The organism is Rummeliibacillus sp. BSL5 (genome assembly GCF_052928305.1).
Window position 1 is genome coordinate 1327740 of the sequence record NZ_JAVGCV010000001.1, and the last position, 17234, is coordinate 1344973.

The window sequence follows — 17234 nt, forward strand, 5'->3', positions numbered from 1 at the left end:
TATTATTGTCCTCCCCATTGCTCTAAAACCGTATGATAGCTTTCTACTGTATTCACACTTTGCGTGATCGCTCTGCCTACGACAATATGTGTCGATCCTTTTTCTCTTGCAACTGCTGGTGTGGCAATACGTTTTTGGTCATGCGCTTCGCCGCCTTCTAAACGAATACCAGGTGTGACTTTTAAGAATTCTTTGCCGCAAGCTTCTTCGATTGCCTTTGCTTCCAAAACAGAGCAAACAACACCATCAAGGCCTGCATCTTTTGTTAGAAGTGCATAATTCAACACTGATTCCTCAAGCGTTGTCATGATTTTTTGCTCTTTTTGCATTTCTTCTTCCGTTGTAGAAGTGAGTTGTGTAACAGCGATTAGTAGAGGTCTCTTTTTTCCAACTGGAGTTCCTTCTTGCAACCCCTCAAGTGCTGCTTTCATCATCTCACTACCGCCCGCAGCATGTACATTTACCATATCAACGCCTAATCTTGCTAACCCGCGCATAGCTGATTTGACTGTGTTTGGTATATCGTGCAATTTTAAATCCAGGAAAATTTCATGTCCTAAATCTTTTATTTTTTTTATTATTGAACTACCTTCTTGTAAAAAAAGTTCTAGACCTATTTTCACATAAAGAGGTTCATTATATTGTTCTAAAAAGGTAAAAACGTCTTCTTCCCCTGGGAAGTCTAAGGCAATAATAGGCTTATCTGTCATTTAACGATGGCTCCTTCCAATCAAATCTGTTAATTTGCTGTACCCTATCTCATCTAGTTTTTGAGGAAGTTCTTCGATTATTTTCGGACAAACAAATGGGTCCACAAAGTTTGCTGTTCCTACTCCGACAGCACTCGCTCCGGCTGATAGAAAATCAATAGCATCCTCAGCGTTTGTTACGCCACCCATGCCAATAATCGGAATCGAAATTTCTTTACTGACTTCATAAACCATTCGAATCGCCACAGGCTTCACTGCAGGGCCCGAGAGTCCACCTGTACCATTGGCAATAATAGGCTTGCCAGTTGAAGGATGCAGGCGCATGCCAATTAGTGTATTAATCATTGTGATTCCATCTGCCCCACTTGCCTCTACTTCTTTGGCAATCTCAACTATATTCGTGACATTAGGTGAAAGCTTAACATAAACAGGAACTTCAGAAACAGCCTTTACTGCTGCAGTCAACTCACCTGCTGTTTTGGCATCGGTGCCGAATTGAATACCTCCACATTTTACATTGGGGCAAGAGATATTTAGTTCAAGCGCTTTCACATTTTTGGCGGTTGATATTCTTTCTGCAACCGCTACATAATCGGTCATTTCTGTGCCAGCAACATTCGCAATAATGGGCACATCAAATTGTTCAAGCCATGGAAGTTCATGCTCCATCACATGCTCCAAGCCTGGATTTTGCAGACCAATAGCATTCAGCATACCTGATGACGTTTCAGCCACACGCGGCGTAGGATTTCCTCTTCTAGTCTCCAGTGTTGTTGCTTTAATCATGATTGCACCTAATGTTGATAAATCGTATAAATTTGCAAACTCTTGGCCAAAGCCGAAGCACCCGGAAGCTGGAATGATCGGGTTTTTCAATGATAAACCCGGAAGTTCTACTTGAAGGCGGTTCATAGTGCTACAACTCCTCTCTTAAATACGGGCCCATCGCTGCATACTTTCAAATAATCTTGCGACACACCGTCGGTCGTTTCGCACACGCAGGCATAGCAAGCACCAATTCCACATCCCATGCGCTCTTCGAAAGATAGAAATCCTAATTTATCAGGATACGTTTGTTCAATCGCTTTTAGCATTGGCGTAGGGCCGCAACTGTAGAAAACGTTAAATTCAGGTTTCTCTTGCATTAATAAATCTGTTACAAACCCTTTTGAGCCGTAGCTTCCATCCGCTGTAACAATATGTGTTTCACCAAGAGCCTTAAATTGTTCTTCATAAAAAACATCACCGATTGACTGGAAACCAAGGACATGGATTGTGCGTACCCCTTTTTGCTGTAATCTAGATGCCAATTCATAGAGCGGTGGCACACCGATACCTCCCCCGATTAGCAATGCCGTTTCACCAGAGTTGCTGGCATCTAGTGGGAATCCATTTCCTAATGGTCCTAGCACGTCCACCATATCGCCTGGCTGCTTTAAAGAGAGCAGCTGCGTTCCTCTTCCTCCTGCACGATATAGCAATGTACATTCTAAGTTTTCTTGGTCTATTGAACAGATGCTAATTGGCCTTCTGAGCAGAGGTTCATAACTATCTGACACTCGAATATGCACAAATTGTCCAGGGTTTTTCATTTCATTTACAAGCTGGCCATGCAAGACCAGCTCATAAATATTTGTTGCTATAGTTCGATGATGAATGACTTTCATTTTTTCTTGTTGAATCATAAGGACACCTCTAACTCTGCTTTTGGCATTGCTGTTGCTGTAAAAGTCATAGATTCTATGACTTGGAGAATAGCTGCTGCTGTATCTAGTGATGTGAAGCTAGGTATACCATTTTCTACTGCTTCACGGCGAATTCTAAAACCGTCTCGCTCAGGCTGTTTTCCTTTTGTCAGTGTATTAATGACTAACTGAGCCTCTCCATTTTGGATGACGTGAAGTAACGTTTTCTCGCTTGATCCGATTTTATCCACAACGGTTGATTGAATCCCTGCACTTTCCAGCGTCTTTGCTGTCCCTGGTGTGGCAAGGATTGAGTAACCTACTTTCACAAATCGTTCAGCGAGTTCTACTGCCTCTGCTTTATCTTTATCCGCCACAGTCATCAAGACGGAACCATGATCGGCTATTTTCATTCCTGCTGCTACAAAACCTTTATATAACGCTTTTTCTAATGTGCTGTCTTTCCCCATTACCTCGCCTGTTGATTTCATTTCAGGTCCCAATGTGGTATCGACACGACGAAGTTTTGCAAAGCTAAACACCGGCACTTTTACAAACACACCATTTTTAGAAGGTGCAAGCCCTGCTTTATAACCTTGCTCAATAATCGACTCTCCTAGGATTGCTTTTGTCGCAACATTGGCCATAGGGATATTTGTAATCTTGCTCAAGAAAGGAACTGTTCTTGATGCACGTGGGTTAACTTCAATTACGTAGACCACATCTTTAGAAATGACATATTGGATATTCATTAAGCCTTTGATCCCCAAACCTTTTGCTAAACGTGTCGTGTAATCTACTAATGTCTCAATATGCTTTTGTGCTAAGTTTTGCGGCGGATAAACGGCAATCGAATCTCCTGAATGCACTCCAGCACGTTCAATATGTTCCATGATGCCTGGAATGAGCACGTTTTCTCCATCACAAATGGCGTCTACTTCAATCTCGCTTCCAGTCAGATATCTATCTATCAATACAGGATGTTCTGGTGAAGCTTCAACAGCATTTTCCATATAATGCTTTAGTTCTTTGCTGTTGTACACGATTTCCATCGCTCGACCACCAAGCACATAAGATGGACGCACAAGGACTGGGTACCCTATTTCCTCTGCAATGGCTACAGCCTCATGCGAATTGGTTGCTGTTTTCCCTTTCGGTTGAGGAATTCCTAATTCATGCAGTGCTTCCTCAAAACGGTCTCGTGATTCTGCTCTGTCAATCGAATCGAGTGTGGTACCTAGTATCTTAACGTCTCTCTCTTCTAATTGCTCTGCCAGATTAATTGCCGTTTGGCCCCCAAATTGGACTACCACCCCTAGTGGCTGTTCTAGATCAATAATGTGCATGACATCCTCAATCGTTAGCGGCTCAAAGTATAGTTTATCTGAGACCGAAAAGTCTGTTGATACGGTTTCCGGGTTTGAATTTATAATGATTGCTTCATATCCTGCTTCTTGTATAGCCCACACCGAGTGCACAGTTGCATAATCGAATTCCACACCCTGTCCAATGCGGATGGGTCCTGAACCGAGTACGATGACAGATTCACGTTTTGACCGTATTGATTCATTCTCAGAACCGTATGTCCCATAGAAGTAGGGTGTTTCTGATTCGAATTCCGCCGCGCATGTATCTACCATCTTATAGACCGGTAGGATACGGTTTTCTTTGCGGTAATCATATACTTCTCTCTCTGTCATGCCCCAGAGCCTTGAGATTATTTCATCTGCAAAACCTATTGTTTTAGCTTTTTTGAGCACCTCATCATTTTGTGGGTTATCTTTTATCACTTTTTCATAGTCAACGATATTTTTCAATTTATGAAGGAAGAAAAGATCGATCTTGCTCCAATCATGAATTTGCTCGATTGTTATGCCACGTCTTAAAGCTTGACCTATAAAGAATAACCGCTCGTCTCCTGCTTTTGTTATCCGCTTTTCGATCAGTTCATCCGTTAAATCATCTGCATTTTTTAACTCTATATGTTTTTGGCCTGTCTCCAATGAGCGCACAGCTTTTAAAATGGCTTCTTCAAAGGTGCGACCAATTGCCATAACTTCTCCAGTTGCTTTCATTTGAGTCCCTAAGTTTCGCTTAGCTGTTTCAAATTTGTCGAAAGGAAAGCGCGGAATTTTTGCCACGATATAATCTAGTGCTGGCTCGAAGCACGCATATGTTCTACCTGTCACAGGATTAATCATCTCATCGAGAGTTAATCCAACTGCAATTTTTGCCGCCAGTTTTGCAATAGGATATCCTGTTGCTTTAGAAGCAAGAGCTGATGATCTAGAAACTCGAGGATTAACCTCGATAATGTAGTAATTGAAACTGTATGGATCTAGTGCTAACTGAACATTGCAGCCACCTTCAATACCGAGTGCACGGATAATTTTCAGCGATACATTTCGGAGCATATGGTACTCACGGTCGGATAATGTTTGGGAAGGTGCTACAACGATTGAATCTCCTGTATGTATGCCGACAGGATCCACATTTTCCATGTTACAAACAACGATGGCATTGTCCTTTGAATCACGCATCACTTCATATTCAATTTCTTTGTATCCTGCAATCGATTTTTCAAGCAAGCACTGTGTAACAGGTGAATATTTTAGGCCTGACGCTACAGTTTCTTTCAATTCCTGCTCATCATGGCAGATGCCGCCGCCTGTGCCCCCTAATGTAAAGGCAGGGCGAACAATAATGGGATAACCTATACGGCTAGCAAATGTGTTAGCTTCTTCTAATGTATGTACGATTTCTGATTCGGGCGTTGGAACACCAAGTTCTTGCATAAGACTGCGAAATAGATCGCGGTCTTCCGCTTGGTTGATTGCTTCTAACTTTGTCCCCAAAATTTCTATGCTAAGTTCATCTAATATGCCTGACTTATGCAGTTCAATTGCCATATTCAAACCAGTCTGCCCACCAAGCGTCGGTAGAATTGCATCTGGACGTTCTTTACGTAGGATGCGTGATACGAACTCTAACGAAATAGGTTCGATGTAAACAGTGTCAGCAATCTCTGTATCCGTCATTATTGTTGCCGGGTTGGAGTTGATGAGGATTACTTTATACCCCTCTTCTTTTAATGCCAAGCAAGCTTGTGTACCTGCATAGTCAAATTCTGCAGCTTGACCGATAATAATAGGACCTGAACCGATTACTAGGATGGATTGAATGTCATGGCGTTTAGGCATGTTGCAATTGCTCCTCTCTCGTACTGTTGTTCATTAGCTCGATAAATTCGTCAAACAGGTGGTTGGGATCTTCTGGACCAGGTGAAGCTTCTGGATGATATTGCACGGTGAATACTGGGTGTTTTTTGTGGCGCATCCCTTCGCATGTGCCGTCATTTAATGCGATATGCGTTACTTCTAAGTCTGTGTCTTGAAGTGAATCCATATCAATCGCGAATCCATGGTTTTGCGATGTAAGTTCTGTCCGTCCCGTCCTTAAATCTTTGACAGGATGATTTGCACCTCGATGGCCAAATTTCAACTTAAATGACTTAGCTCCAGATGCAAGTCCGAAAAGCTGATGGCCCAAGCAAATACCGAACATTGGTACTTTACCGATTAGTACTTTTATCGTTTCGATAGCTTCAGGAACATCCATTGGATCTCCAGGACCATTAGACAGCATGATTCCATCTGGCTGATAGGCCATTATTTCTTCTGCACTTGTGTTATAAGGTACAACTATCACATCACAATCTCGCTTATTTAGCTCGCGCAGTATACCGTGCTTCATTCCAAAATCGATTAACACGACACGTTTACCGCGACCTGGAGATGGATACGCCTTTTGTGTTGAAACTTGTGCAACTTGATTCGTTGGAAACTTTACAGCGTTAAGCCATTCTATTATTTCCTCTAGATTGATTTCTTCTCCAGCTTTTGAAAGATATCCTTTGACAGCACCTTCCTTACGAATCAGGCGTGTCAGTTTTCTTGTATCAATCCCTTGAATACCTGGAATGCCTTTCATTTTTAGGTATTCATCCAATGTTCCTTCATTGCGAAAGTTTGAAGGTACTGTTGCCAATTCGTGGATAACAAAACCTTTGATTGCAGGCGAGATGGCTTCAAAGTCATCTCGATTAATCCCGTAGTTGCCAATTAAAGGGTAAGTCATAGTCACAATCTGTCCGCAAAAAGATGGATCTGAAATCGTTTCTTGGTAGCCGGTCATTCCTGTTGTAAACACGACTTCACCAGCTGATTCTGTTTCACTGCCGAAAGCAATGCCTTCAAAAACTTCGCCCGATTCTAAGATCAGTTTTCTTTTTAGCATGAGCCATCCTCCCAAACAATTTTGCCTTCACACATTGTAAGCATTGGCCATCCTGTTGCTTTCCAGCCGTTAAACGGGGTGTTTCTTCCTTTAGACAGAAACTCTTCCGCATCGATTGTTTTCTCGTTTTCGATATCAATTAAGACTAGATCCGCTGATTCACCGATTCCAAGTGTGCCATATGGCAAGTTGAATAGTTGAGCTGGTTTTACGGTCATCCAGTCAATCAACTGGCGCAATGTCCATTTTCCTGTTTTCACAAATTGTGTGTATAAAAGAGGAAATGCTGTTTCGAAGCCAACAATTCCAAATGGTGCTCCTACCATACCGCAACATTTTTCCTCTTTTGTATGAGGCGCATGGTCCGTTGCTATACAATCGATAGTGCCGTCTAATAGTCCTTCATGTAGAGCCAGCCAATCCTCGTTAGCACGAAGTGGCGGATTCATCTTCCAGTTAGCATCATCGCTTGGAATATCCATCTCTTCTAAAAGTAGGTGATGTGGGCAAACTTCCGCTGTTACGTGGATTCCTGCTGCTTTGGCATCCCGCACTACGCGTACAGATTCTTTTGTGGATACATGGCATACGTGGTAATGCGCGCCTGCAGCCTCAGCAAGCAATACATCTCGTGCAATTTGGACAGACTCGCAAATAGAAGGAATACCAGGCAATCCTAATTCTAAATTGCGTTTACCTTCATGCATTACTCCATCATAAATCAATGAGTTATCTTCACAATGTGCAACTACAGTCATATTGAGAGCAGCTGCATCCTTCATTTGTTCAGACATCGTTCTAGCTTCTTGGATGCCTACTCCATCGTCTGAAAATGCAACAGCTCCATGTGCCTTCAATGCTTTTAAATCTGTGCGAACATCACCCGATTGATCAACAGTTAATGAACCATAAGGCAGAACACGCACGATCGCGCTTTGCTCAATTAATCCATTAATCATCGCTAAATTCTCAATTGAGTCCGGAACTGGCTTGGTATTTGGCATCGCACAAATGGTCGTAAAGCCACCCTTTGCAGCTGAGAGAGAACCTGTTTCAATGGTTTCTTTATGTTCGAAGCCTGGTTCTCTTAAATGTACGTGGACATCCACAAAACCAGGTGATGCCATATATCCTTTTCCATCTATTATTTCATCTGCCTGCACATTTAATTTCTCACCGACTGCTGCAATCTTTCCATCTTCAATGAATATTTCCCCTGCATAAAGATTTCCGTTCTTATCTACTAACTGCAAATTTTGAAGTAACACTGTCATTGTATTTTCTCTCCTTTAAGATAGTTTCTAAGATTGCCATTCGAATATAAACTCCGTTATTTACTGCTTCGAAAATCCGTGAACGTTCACACTCTACTAGGTCGGAATCAATTTCTACTCCGCGGTTGAAAGGAGCAGGGTGCATAATAATCGCATTGTTTTTCATCATACTTTCTCTTTCCACTGTCAAGCCGTATTGTTGATGATAGTTTTCCGTGCTGTATCCTTCATATGTAACATTTCGTTCGTTTTGGACCCGTAGCAGCATAATCACATCACTTGTTTTGTGCAGATCGCCCCATTCATTATTCGCTTCTGGGAATTCTCCTTGCCATTGTTCTGGGCAAACTAATTGTACGTTTGCACCTAATCTTTTAAGTGAAATCATATTGGATTTTGCTACGCGGCTATGTGAGATGTCTCCTACTATTGTGATATTTAAGCCCTTGAATTGGCCAAACTCTTTAAAGATAGTATAGAGATCGAGTAGAGATTGTGATGGATGTTGTCCGGTTCCGTCTCCACCATTGATGATTGGTATATTAATTCCCGGCAAGAGGTCTTCATAGTAAGCATCTTGGTTATGGCGAATGACAACTGCGTCGATTCCCATAGATTCTAATGTTTTCACCGTATCGTAAAGCGTTTCACCTTTCAGTGTGCTTGAGAAACCTGATTCAAAAGGTATCACTGTGGCGCCTAGTTTGCGCTCAGCTATTTCAAAACTTACCTTTGTTCTTGTACTTGGTTCAAAGAAGAGGTTGGCAACCATTGCATTCTGTGCAAGCTGTGGTTTGGCTCCAGCCTCAAGCTCAGCTGCTCGTGTTAAAATTTCCTCAATTTGTTGTATTGATACTTGCTCCATCGATAATAAGTTTTTCATCATTTTGCCTCCTAGTTTTGTATTAAACTAAAAGCCTCCTTGTAATTTCAAGGAGGCTTTTGAAGGATATGACAAAATAAGCTTGTATACTATATGCATGCTTATCGTATCGAATCACCCTTCTGTGCCTCTCTGGACAACTCTTAAAAGGTATTGCTACAAATTATTCAATTGAACTTTCTTTCATTTCCATCTCTTCTCTTTCCATCTCAAGATCTGGCTGAGCTTTACCTGGTAGTATAAAGTTTAGAAGAACACCAATGATTGCCGCAAGAGCCATGCCTTCAATGGAAAACGTTTGGGTAAATGCTAGCTTTGCTCCGCCAATCCCTAAGATTAAGATGACTGATGCAATCACAAGGTTACGCTTATCATCAAAATCAATCTTATTTTCTACAAGCATGCGCAAACCGCTTGAAGCAATGATCCCGAAGAGCAGGATTGATACACCACCAAGCACGGGTGTAGGAATCGTACCAACAAGTGCCATTAGTTTACCTGAGAATGAAAGGAGGATGGCGAACACTGCCGCACCACCAATTACCCATACGCTAAAGATACGTGTTAATACTAGGACACCGATATTTTCACCATAAGTCGTTTTAGGCGGACCACCAATCAATGAACTGATGAGTGTACCTAGTCCATCACCAAGCAAGGACCGGTTTAAACCAGGGTCTTTAATGAAATTGCGGTGAACTACTTTTCCTAAAACAAGCTGATGACCGATATGTTCGGAGATTGTCACAATGACAATCGGCACCATTGCCAGCAGCAATGTAGATGTGACATGGAATTCATAATCAACCCCAGGTATCAGGAAGTCTGGCGTTTTAAACCATTTTGCTTCTACTACCTTACTAAAGTTAATGAGATGGGTATGAAACACCGCATCCGAAATCAGTGAAGCAAGATAACCGCCAATCAATCCGATTAGTATCGGCATGGTGCTAATAACACCTTTAAAGAAGTTATTGCATAGGATTGAAATAGCTAGCGTGATTAAACCGATAACAAAGTAGGCTGCGCTATATACTTCTTTGTTGTCTCCCACTGTTTCGTACATCGTCATATGGACAGCAGTTCCTGCAAGCCCTAAACCAATGACCATTATTACGGGCGCCACTACGATAGGCGGCAATAATTTCATAATCCACTTGTATCCTGTTTTCCAAATTAATAAGGATACAATCCCATATACAAGGCCTACCGCCATTGCACCGATCATCGCGCTACCCGGGCCGTCTCCGGTAGCTGATGCTACTTGAATAGGCGCTATAAAGGCAAATGATGATCCAAGGTAAGCCGGTACTTTAAAGCGTGTCACAAGCAAGAATATAATTGTTGCAATCCCACTTGTTAATAAAGCGATGGCTGGTGACAAGCCTGTTAATGTTGGGACAAGGATAGTTGAACCAAACATTGCAAACATATGCTGCAAACTAAGTGTGACTAACTGTCCTCCCGAAGGTTTGTCGTTAATATCCAATACTGCATTTGACATCTCAATATTCCTCACATTCTAAGAAAACTACTGTTATTCGTAAATAGCTACTACGTCTGTTTGATCAGCTTCTACCATGTTAACTTCAATTCTTTCATTGCTAGCCGTAGGAATATTTTTACCTACGAAGTCTGCTCGTATCGGCAATTCTCTATGGCCGCGGTCTACTAAAACCGCCAATTGGATTTGTGATGGTCTGCCAATATCCATCACGGCATCCATTGCTGCTCGTACTGTACGTCCTGTATATAGAACATCATCTACTAAGATGACTTTTTGATTTGATACATCATACGTTATGTCAACGTCTTTTACTAAGGCTTCGCCATTGTCTGTTTTAACTGTTAGATCATCGCGATATAAGGAAATGTCTAATTCACCAGAACGAATTTCTTTTTTCTCAATTAAGTTAATTTTTTCAGCTAATCGTTTGGCCAAAAATGCGCCTCTCGTTTTAATTCCAACAAGGATACATTCATCGATCCCTTCATTGCGTTCAATAATTTCATGTGCAATACGGGTAATCGCCCTATTCATTGCAGCTTGATCTAATAGTTCTGCTTTTTTCTTCATTATGGTTCTCCTTTCGTTGAAATTCTTTGCATAAAAAAACTCTTGAGCGATTGGCCCAAGAGGTTATAGGTATACTGATAGATTGTCAAGTAAGCAGTTACTGCATACGGACTTCACATTCATCGCATCCCTTTTCAGCCTCTCTGGACTGTTCTTAAAGGTGAATATTAACTTTTCACTGCAATTAGTATATGCCCTTACATTGACGTTGTCAATAGTTGCTTTTTAATTCTTTCAAGAGTTCTTGATAATCCTCAGGCAGCGGTGCTTGGAATTCCATATACTCGTTTGTTGTAGGATGAATAAAACCTAAAACGCCTGCATGCAGTGCTTGTCCGCCGAAATCAATCGTTTTCTTTGGTCCGTATTTTGGATCGCCTACTAACGGGTAACCAATATAATTCAAATGCACACGAATTTGATGTGTTCTTCCAGTTTCAAGTCGGCATTGGATTAACGTATAGTCAACACCAAATCGATCAGCTACTTGGAAGTGAGTAACTGCGTGTTTTCCTTGATCGACAACTGCCATCTTTTGACGGTCTTTTTGATCTCGTCCAATTGGTGCGTCAATCGTACCTTTATCATGAGGAATATGTCCATGTACAAGCGCAGTATATCGGCGCGTTACTGTTTTATCAACCAACTGTTGAACAAGTGATTCATGCGCCTTATCATTTTTGGCCACCATCAATAAGCCAGACGTATCTTTATCAATTCGATGCACGATTCCTGGGCGCATCACACCATTAATGCCTGAAAGATCTTTGCAATGGTACATCAGACCATTCACCAAAGTCCCTGTCGTATGTCCTGGTGCAGGGTGGACGACCATACCTTTTGGTTTGTTAACTACTAGCACATCACTATCTTCATAAACAATGTCTAAATTAAGATCTTCTGCGATAATTTCTAAAGGTTCAGGTTCAGGCGGTGTTACTGTGATTTCGTCACCCTCCTGTACTTTATATTTGGCTTTGATTGGACTTCCGTTTACAACTACCAGGCCCTCTTGTACAAAACCTTGAATTTGAGTACGTGACCAATCTTGTTGAATTGATGCAAGGGCTTTATCAATACGTTCACCTTGCATTTCATTTGTTATCGTATATGTGACTGACATTACTTCACCTTTTTCTTTTCTATTTTTCCTTCGAAGATTATATATAGTATGAGCATAATAACACCAAATGTTAACGCTGCATCTGCAATATTAAATATAGGGAAATCATAATTAATCACTGGGATAATCACATGTACGAAATCGACTACTTCTCCTCGGAATACTCGGTCAATAAAATTGCCAATTGCTCCGCCCAGCAGCAACATCAAACTCACTTGGAACAGTGGTTTTCCCTTTCCTTCTTTGTGATAATAATAAATGATGCCCAAAATCACAATAATGGTGACTAATGCAAATAACCAAAATTGTCCTTGCAGCATTCCCCATGCTGCTCCGCGATTACGATGGGAATATAGCCCAAAATAAGGATCGATTAGTGAGATGCTCTCTCCATATTTCATATTCTCCACAATGCTCCATTTTGACAACTGATCAAGTATAATGACCAAAATCGCTATACCATAATATTTGTACATGGCAAACCCTCCGTTTACTGCCGAATCTAACCTATTCTATCATATAATAGACGCAAGAGAAAAACACACCATACATTCAAGTTAAAAATCCTTATATTGCTTGATTCATGACAACGATTAAATGCAAAAAGCCGCTCACATTTCGTGAACGGCTTTTTGCTTACTGCCATTATTCAGCTTCGCTATAGTAATTCTCCACTACATCTGCACAATGTGCGCAAAGTGTTGGGTGAGCAGGATTTTCGCCAACTGTCTTTGAAATCGTCCAGCAGCGTTCGCATTTTTCGCCTTCTGCTTTTTCGACTACAACAGCAACATTTTCAACTTTCACTGCATCTGCAGGTGCGTTATCAACAACACCGCCTACAACAAATTCTGATACAATGTTCAACTGTGCAAAATTAATTTGTGGATCTTGTAAAAGAGTAACCGTTTGTTCATCACCGAAGACTGTTACTTTTGCTTCTAATGATTTCCCGATTGTTTTCGCATTACGAGCTTCTTCTAAAGCTTTTAATACTGTGTTTCGAATCGCCATAATAGTAGTCCATTTTTCTGATAGTTGTTCGAAATTCTCTTTTTGAACAGCATCAGGCATATCTGTCAATTGGACGCTTTCAGCATCAGCATAGCTTAGATAAGACCACATTTCATCTGTTGTATGCGGAATGATTGGCGTTAATAATTTCAATAACGCGTTTAATGTATCATACATCACAGATTGCATTGCACGGCGCGGCTGAGCATCTGCACCTTCGATATATACAACATCTTTTGCAATATCCAAATAGAATGAACTTAGCTCTGCTGCTACAAAGTTGTTGATTGCTTTATAAACAGTCGCAAATTCATAACGATCGTATGCATCACGTACTGTTTGAATCAGCTTTTGTAGCTCCATGTACATATATTGGTCGACTTCGCGTAAATTTTCATATGATACATAGTCTTGTTCTGGGTTAAAGTCATGTAAATTACCATGTAAGAACTTTAATGTATTACGGATCTTACGATACACTTCTGACACTTGTTTCAGCATATCCATTGAAATACGCACGTCTGCTGTATAGTCAACAGAAGCTACCCATAGACGTAAAATATCTGCTCCGTATTGGTTCATCACTTTACTTGGCGCAATGATATTGCCAAGCGATTTACTCATTTTTCTTCCATCTCCATCAAGTACAAAGCCGTGTGAAAGCAAACCTTTGTACGGCGCATGGCCGTTGATAGCTACAGAAGTGATAAGTGAAGAGTTAAACCAACCGCGATATTGGTCAGAGCCTTCTAAATACAAGTCTGCAGGGTAACGTAGTTCAGGTCGTTCAACTAATACACCTTGGTGAGATGAACCAGAGTCGAACCATACATCCATAATGTCTGTCTCTTTCGTGAATTCTCCATTTGGCGATCCCTCATGCGTGAATCCTTCTGGAAGCAATTCTTTCGCTGTTTTTTGGAACCAAATATTTGAGCCATGCTCACGGAATAATTTTTGTACGTGTGAGATGGTTTCTTCAGTGATAATTCCTTCCCCGTTCTCCGCATAGAAGACTGGAATTGGCACGCCCCATGCACGCTGTCGTGAAATACACCAGTCTCCGCGGTCGCGAATCATGTTATACAGGCGAGTTTCACCCCATACCGGCGTAAAATTCGTATCACGAATAGCTTGAAGCAACTCTGAACGGAATTTATCAATAGATGCAAACCATTGTGGTGTAGCACGGAAAATAACAGGTTTTTTTGTACGCCAATCGTGCGGATATGAGTGTTCAAAGAATGTAAGATTTAATAACGCGCCAGCTTCATCCAATTTTTCGCAGATCGGTTTATTCGCTTTATCGTAGAACATACCAGCAAACTCGCCTGCATCTTCTGTTAAGCAGCCTTTATGATCTACAACTGATAAAGTTTCTAGTCCATAACGCTTACCGACTTGATAGTCATCTTCACCATGGCCAGGTGCTGTATGAACACAACCAGTACCTGCATCTAGCGTTACATGGTCGCCTAGCATAACAAGTGATTCACGATCAAATAGAGGATGTTTCGCCGTTACATTTTCAAGGTCCGTCCCTTTGATTTCTCGATCGATTTCAGGATTTTCCCAGCCTAGCTTCTCAGCTACCGCTTCAAGCAATCCTTTGGCAATAATGTATTTTTGATCATTCTCTTTTACAACTACATACGTATATTCAGGATTTACAGAAATACCTAGGTTCGCAGGAATCGTCCAAGGTGTTGTCGTCCAAATAATGAATTTTTCCCCTGCATTTACTACACCTTTTCCATCTAAAATGTCAAAAGCAACATAAATAGAAGGAGATTTAATATCTTTATATTCGATCTCTGCTTCTGCTAAAGCAGATTCGCTTGAAGGAGACCAATACACTGGTTTTAATCCTTTATAGATATAGCCTTTTTTAGCCATATCGCCAAACACGCCAATTTGGCGCGCTTCGAATTCCGGTTTCAAAGTGATATATGGGTTTTCCCAATCACCGCGAACTCCAATGCGTTTAAATTGCTCACGTTGGCGTTCTACTTGTTCGTATGCATACTCTTTACAAAGTTCACGGAATTCCGCTACGGTCATTTTCTTGCGGTCAACGCCTTTATTTGTTAAAGCTTGCTCGATTGGAAGACCGTGAGTATCCCAGCCCGGTACATATGGTGAATAGTGCCCAGTCATAGAACGATGGCGGTTTACCATGTCTTTTAATACTTTATTGAGCGCATGACCCATATGGATATCACCATTTGCATAAGGAGGGCCGTCATGCAAGATGAAAGCTGGGCGATCTTTCGTACGTTCTAGAACTTTTGTATAGATGTCCATATCCTTCCACTTATCTTGAATTTTCGGCTCATTGTTTGGTAGATTTCCGCGCATAGGGAAATCTGTTTTTGGCATTAACAGGGTATTTTTATAATCCATTTTTATTCCTCCTTGATTACTTGAAACTCATTTTTAAAATAAAAAAACTCCTCATCCCAAAAAGGGACGAGGAGGATATTTCTCGCGGTACCACCCTAGTTGCGCTGTAAAAGCGCCGCTTAAGACACCTTAACGCGGTGTTGACGAGATTGCCTACTTCCCTTTCAACAATCTAGTTCAGGAGTGATTTTCTTTTATAAGCGTTTCGTTTAGGCTCCCACTATCCCTAAATCGCTAGACGGCACTTATAACGTACTCTCTCCATCATTACTTTTATATATGATGACATTATAGTTAAAATGGACGCTTCCAGTCAAGTACTAATCCTGCGGCAGGTCCAAATGCTCTAATTCTGCGGTATCTACTTCATACTCCATTAAATGATCCCAATCATCTGATTGAATTAAATCCAATTGGGCTTCGACAATCATTTTGAAACGATTGCGGAAGACTTTTGATTGCTTTTTCAATTCTTCGATTTCCATTGCGATGCGGCGAGCTTTGGAAAGGGCTTCATTGACTATACGATCCGCGTTTTTTTCAGCTTCTTTGACAATTAGCTTTGCTTCTTTTTGAGAGTTTCGACGGACTTCTTCTGCTGCTTCTTGTGCAATGACAATTGACTTTTGCAACGTTTCTTCAATTGAGTTATAGTGCCCAATCTGTTCGTTGCTTGAAAGAAGTTTATTCTCAAGCTCCTTTTTTTCTTTTAGCACTATTTCATAATCTTTAATAACTTGTTCTAGAAACTCATTTACTTCATCTTCATTATATCCTCTAAAGCCGCGACTAAATTCTTTATTATGTATATCAAGTGGCGATAATGGCATGATTTGCACCTCTCCTTAACTACATTTACTCATTATTATACATTTCTCTATTTGGAAGTTCACTCAAATTCTGCATTTTTATAAGAAATTTACGATTTTCGGTCCATTTTCCCTACTTTCATGCGGTATTTATCTTTTTTTGTCTTACCTTCGATTGATTGAATGATAAAGCGGCCGAGTCCTCTTATGGATATCAAATCAGATTCTTGCAATTCGAAAGAAACTTGTTCACATAGGGCAAAATTCACTTTTACTTTTCCTCCATTGATGAACGCAGCTGCTTTCTGGCGCGAGATTGGATAAACAGAAGCTATGACAGTATCTAAACGTAAAGAACTTGTTGTTGTTGACTGCTCTTTCCAATCGGCATCAGGAGGCAATAAAGTATCAGACGTAGGCAATTGCCCCACTTCTACCTTAGCTTGACCAACGCTAATCAGATTGAGCCTCACATATTCAAATACTTCTTTGGCCACAACAAATTGAACAGTTTCTGGGCCCACACGTATGTCGCCAAATTTAGAGCGCTCAAGTCCAATGGATAATAAGGCGCCCAGTACATCTGGATGTTTTAAATGAACAAATTTCGAAGGATAGCTAAGTTGACAAATAACTAGGTTGAAATCTTCTTCTGACGGTAAAAAGTAATCTGGATAAATGAGAGCTCTTTGTCGCTCCGCTCCATCAAATAAACCACTCATAGAAACTTGTATATCGCCATTCTTCCCAATAATATTGTGGACAATCTGACTCATGCGTGGATCTAAAAAATCGGTTAGCCTTGGCGCATACTGATCCTCCACTTCTTTTTTCCACCCGATTACTTGTTCGATAAAGGCTCTCTCCGATGGCCTGAAATGTTGAAATACATCTTCCATTGTAGTGTCTCCCTTTTAATTTCTTATCTAACAAAAAAGCCCCACACTCGGGTGGTGGCAA

At 41.0% G+C, this 17234-nt stretch carries 14 protein-coding genes and 1 other annotated feature; all 14 genes read right to left on the reverse strand.

The annotated features are described in order from the left end of the window. Nucleotides 1–2: 2 nt before the first annotated feature. Nucleotides 3–710 (reverse strand): orotidine-5'-phosphate decarboxylase, encoded by a 708-nt coding sequence (gene pyrF / locus RCJ93_RS06800; protein ID WP_446738668.1) that lies wholly within the window; start codon nt 708–710, stop codon nt 3–5. Then, the gene (locus RCJ93_RS06805) at nt 711–1622 is read right to left on the reverse strand and encodes a dihydroorotate dehydrogenase (RefSeq protein WP_066785265.1); all 912 of its coding nucleotides are present in this window, start codon (nt 1620–1622) and stop codon (nt 711–713) included. Then, nucleotides 1619–2395: a dihydroorotate dehydrogenase electron transfer subunit gene (locus RCJ93_RS06810; RefSeq protein ID WP_446738669.1), complete on the reverse strand. Its 777-nt coding sequence runs from the start codon at nt 2393–2395 to the stop codon at nt 1619–1621. The genes RCJ93_RS06805 and RCJ93_RS06810 overlap by 4 nt, the downstream gene beginning before the upstream one ends. Beyond that, nucleotides 2392–5595 carry a carbamoyl-phosphate synthase large subunit gene (carB, locus tag RCJ93_RS06815; RefSeq protein WP_446738670.1) on the reverse strand — a complete coding sequence of 1068 codons (3204 nt, stop codon included), beginning with the start codon at nt 5593–5595 and terminating at the stop codon, nt 2392–2394. The genes RCJ93_RS06810 and carB overlap by 4 nt, the downstream gene beginning before the upstream one ends. Continuing rightward, nucleotides 5588–6691: a carbamoyl phosphate synthase small subunit gene (locus tag RCJ93_RS06820; protein ID WP_446738671.1), complete on the reverse strand. Its 1104-nt coding sequence runs from the start codon at nt 6689–6691 to the stop codon at nt 5588–5590. Before RCJ93_RS06820 ends, carB begins: the two co-directional genes overlap by 8 nt. Further along, complete coding sequence (locus tag RCJ93_RS06825; protein ID WP_446738672.1) at nt 6685–7965, reverse strand: dihydroorotase; 1281 nt, start codon at nt 7963–7965, stop codon at nt 6685–6687. Before RCJ93_RS06825 ends, RCJ93_RS06820 begins: the two co-directional genes overlap by 7 nt. Next, the gene (locus RCJ93_RS06830) at nt 7928–8848 is read right to left on the reverse strand and encodes an aspartate carbamoyltransferase catalytic subunit (RefSeq protein ID WP_446738673.1); all 921 of its coding nucleotides are present in this window, start codon (nt 8846–8848) and stop codon (nt 7928–7930) included. Before RCJ93_RS06830 ends, RCJ93_RS06825 begins: the two co-directional genes overlap by 38 nt. A gap of 163 nt (nt 8849–9011) precedes the next feature. Next, on the reverse strand, nt 9012–10352 hold the full coding sequence (locus tag RCJ93_RS06835; RefSeq protein WP_150283860.1) for a uracil-xanthine permease family protein: 1341 nt from the start codon (nt 10350–10352) through the stop codon (nt 9012–9014). A gap of 33 nt (nt 10353–10385) precedes the next feature. After that, nucleotides 10386–10925, reverse strand: coding sequence for a bifunctional pyr operon transcriptional regulator/uracil phosphoribosyltransferase PyrR (gene pyrR / locus RCJ93_RS06840; RefSeq protein ID WP_066785252.1), 540 nt, complete (start codon nt 10923–10925; stop codon nt 10386–10388). A gap of 211 nt (nt 10926–11136) precedes the next feature. Beyond that, the gene (locus tag RCJ93_RS06845; RefSeq protein ID WP_446738674.1) at nt 11137–12048 is read right to left on the reverse strand and encodes an RluA family pseudouridine synthase; all 912 of its coding nucleotides are present in this window, start codon (nt 12046–12048) and stop codon (nt 11137–11139) included. Further along, nucleotides 12048–12524 carry a signal peptidase II gene (gene lspA, locus RCJ93_RS06850; RefSeq protein WP_066785246.1) on the reverse strand — a complete coding sequence of 159 codons (477 nt, stop codon included), beginning with the start codon at nt 12522–12524 and terminating at the stop codon, nt 12048–12050. Before lspA ends, RCJ93_RS06845 begins: the two co-directional genes overlap by 1 nt. Before the next feature lie 169 nt (nt 12525–12693). After that, nucleotides 12694–15465 (reverse strand): isoleucine--tRNA ligase, encoded by a 2772-nt coding sequence (ileS, locus tag RCJ93_RS06855; protein ID WP_446738675.1) that lies wholly within the window; start codon nt 15463–15465, stop codon nt 12694–12696. A gap of 59 nt (nt 15466–15524) precedes the next feature. Then, nucleotides 15525–15742, reverse strand: a binding site (T-box leader). Between the two features lie 43 nt (nt 15743–15785). After that, complete coding sequence (locus RCJ93_RS06860) at nt 15786–16295, reverse strand: DivIVA domain-containing protein (protein WP_066785239.1); 510 nt, start codon at nt 16293–16295, stop codon at nt 15786–15788. Nucleotides 16296–16384: 89 nt separating this feature from the next. Beyond that, nucleotides 16385–17173 (reverse strand): YlmH family RNA-binding protein, encoded by a 789-nt coding sequence (locus RCJ93_RS06865; RefSeq protein WP_150283857.1) that lies wholly within the window; start codon nt 17171–17173, stop codon nt 16385–16387. Nucleotides 17174–17234 lie beyond the last annotated feature (61 nt).

Excerpts from the sequence above, each read along its gene's own strand:
- pyrR (WP_066785252.1), bottom strand. The coding sequence starts at position 10,925 with ATGAAGAAAAAAGCAGAACTATTAGATCAAGCTGCAATGAATAGGGCG.
- RCJ93_RS06820 (WP_446738671.1), bottom strand. The coding sequence starts at position 6,691 with ATGCTAAAAAGAAAACTGATCTTAGAATCGGGCGAAGTTTTTGAAGGC.
- RCJ93_RS06860 (WP_066785239.1), bottom strand. The coding sequence starts at position 16,295 with ATGCCATTATCGCCACTTGATATACATAATAAAGAATTTAGTCGCGGC.
- carB (WP_446738670.1), bottom strand. The coding sequence starts at position 5,595 with ATGCCTAAACGCCATGACATTCAATCCATCCTAGTAATCGGTTCAGGT.
- RCJ93_RS06810 (WP_446738669.1), bottom strand. The coding sequence starts at position 2,395 with ATGATTCAACAAGAAAAAATGAAAGTCATTCATCATCGAACTATAGCA.
- RCJ93_RS06845 (WP_446738674.1), bottom strand. The coding sequence starts at position 12,048 with ATGTCAGTCACATATACGATAACAAATGAAATGCAAGGTGAACGTATT.
- lspA (WP_066785246.1), bottom strand. The coding sequence starts at position 12,524 with ATGTACAAATATTATGGTATAGCGATTTTGGTCATTATACTTGATCAG.
- pyrF (WP_446738668.1), bottom strand. The coding sequence starts at position 710 with ATGACAGATAAGCCTATTATTGCCTTAGACTTCCCAGGGGAAGAAGAC.
- RCJ93_RS06835 (WP_150283860.1), bottom strand. The coding sequence starts at position 10,352 with ATGTCAAATGCAGTATTGGATATTAACGACAAACCTTCGGGAGGACAG.
- RCJ93_RS06865 (WP_150283857.1), bottom strand. The coding sequence starts at position 17,173 with ATGGAAGATGTATTTCAACATTTCAGGCCATCGGAGAGAGCCTTTATC.
- RCJ93_RS06830 (WP_446738673.1), bottom strand. The coding sequence starts at position 8,848 with ATGAAAAACTTATTATCGATGGAGCAAGTATCAATACAACAAATTGAG.
- RCJ93_RS06805 (WP_066785265.1), bottom strand. The coding sequence starts at position 1,622 with ATGAACCGCCTTCAAGTAGAACTTCCGGGTTTATCATTGAAAAACCCG.
- RCJ93_RS06825 (WP_446738672.1), bottom strand. The coding sequence starts at position 7,965 with ATGACAGTGTTACTTCAAAATTTGCAGTTAGTAGATAAGAACGGAAAT.
- ileS (WP_446738675.1), bottom strand. The coding sequence starts at position 15,465 with ATGGATTATAAAAATACCCTGTTAATGCCAAAAACAGATTTCCCTATG.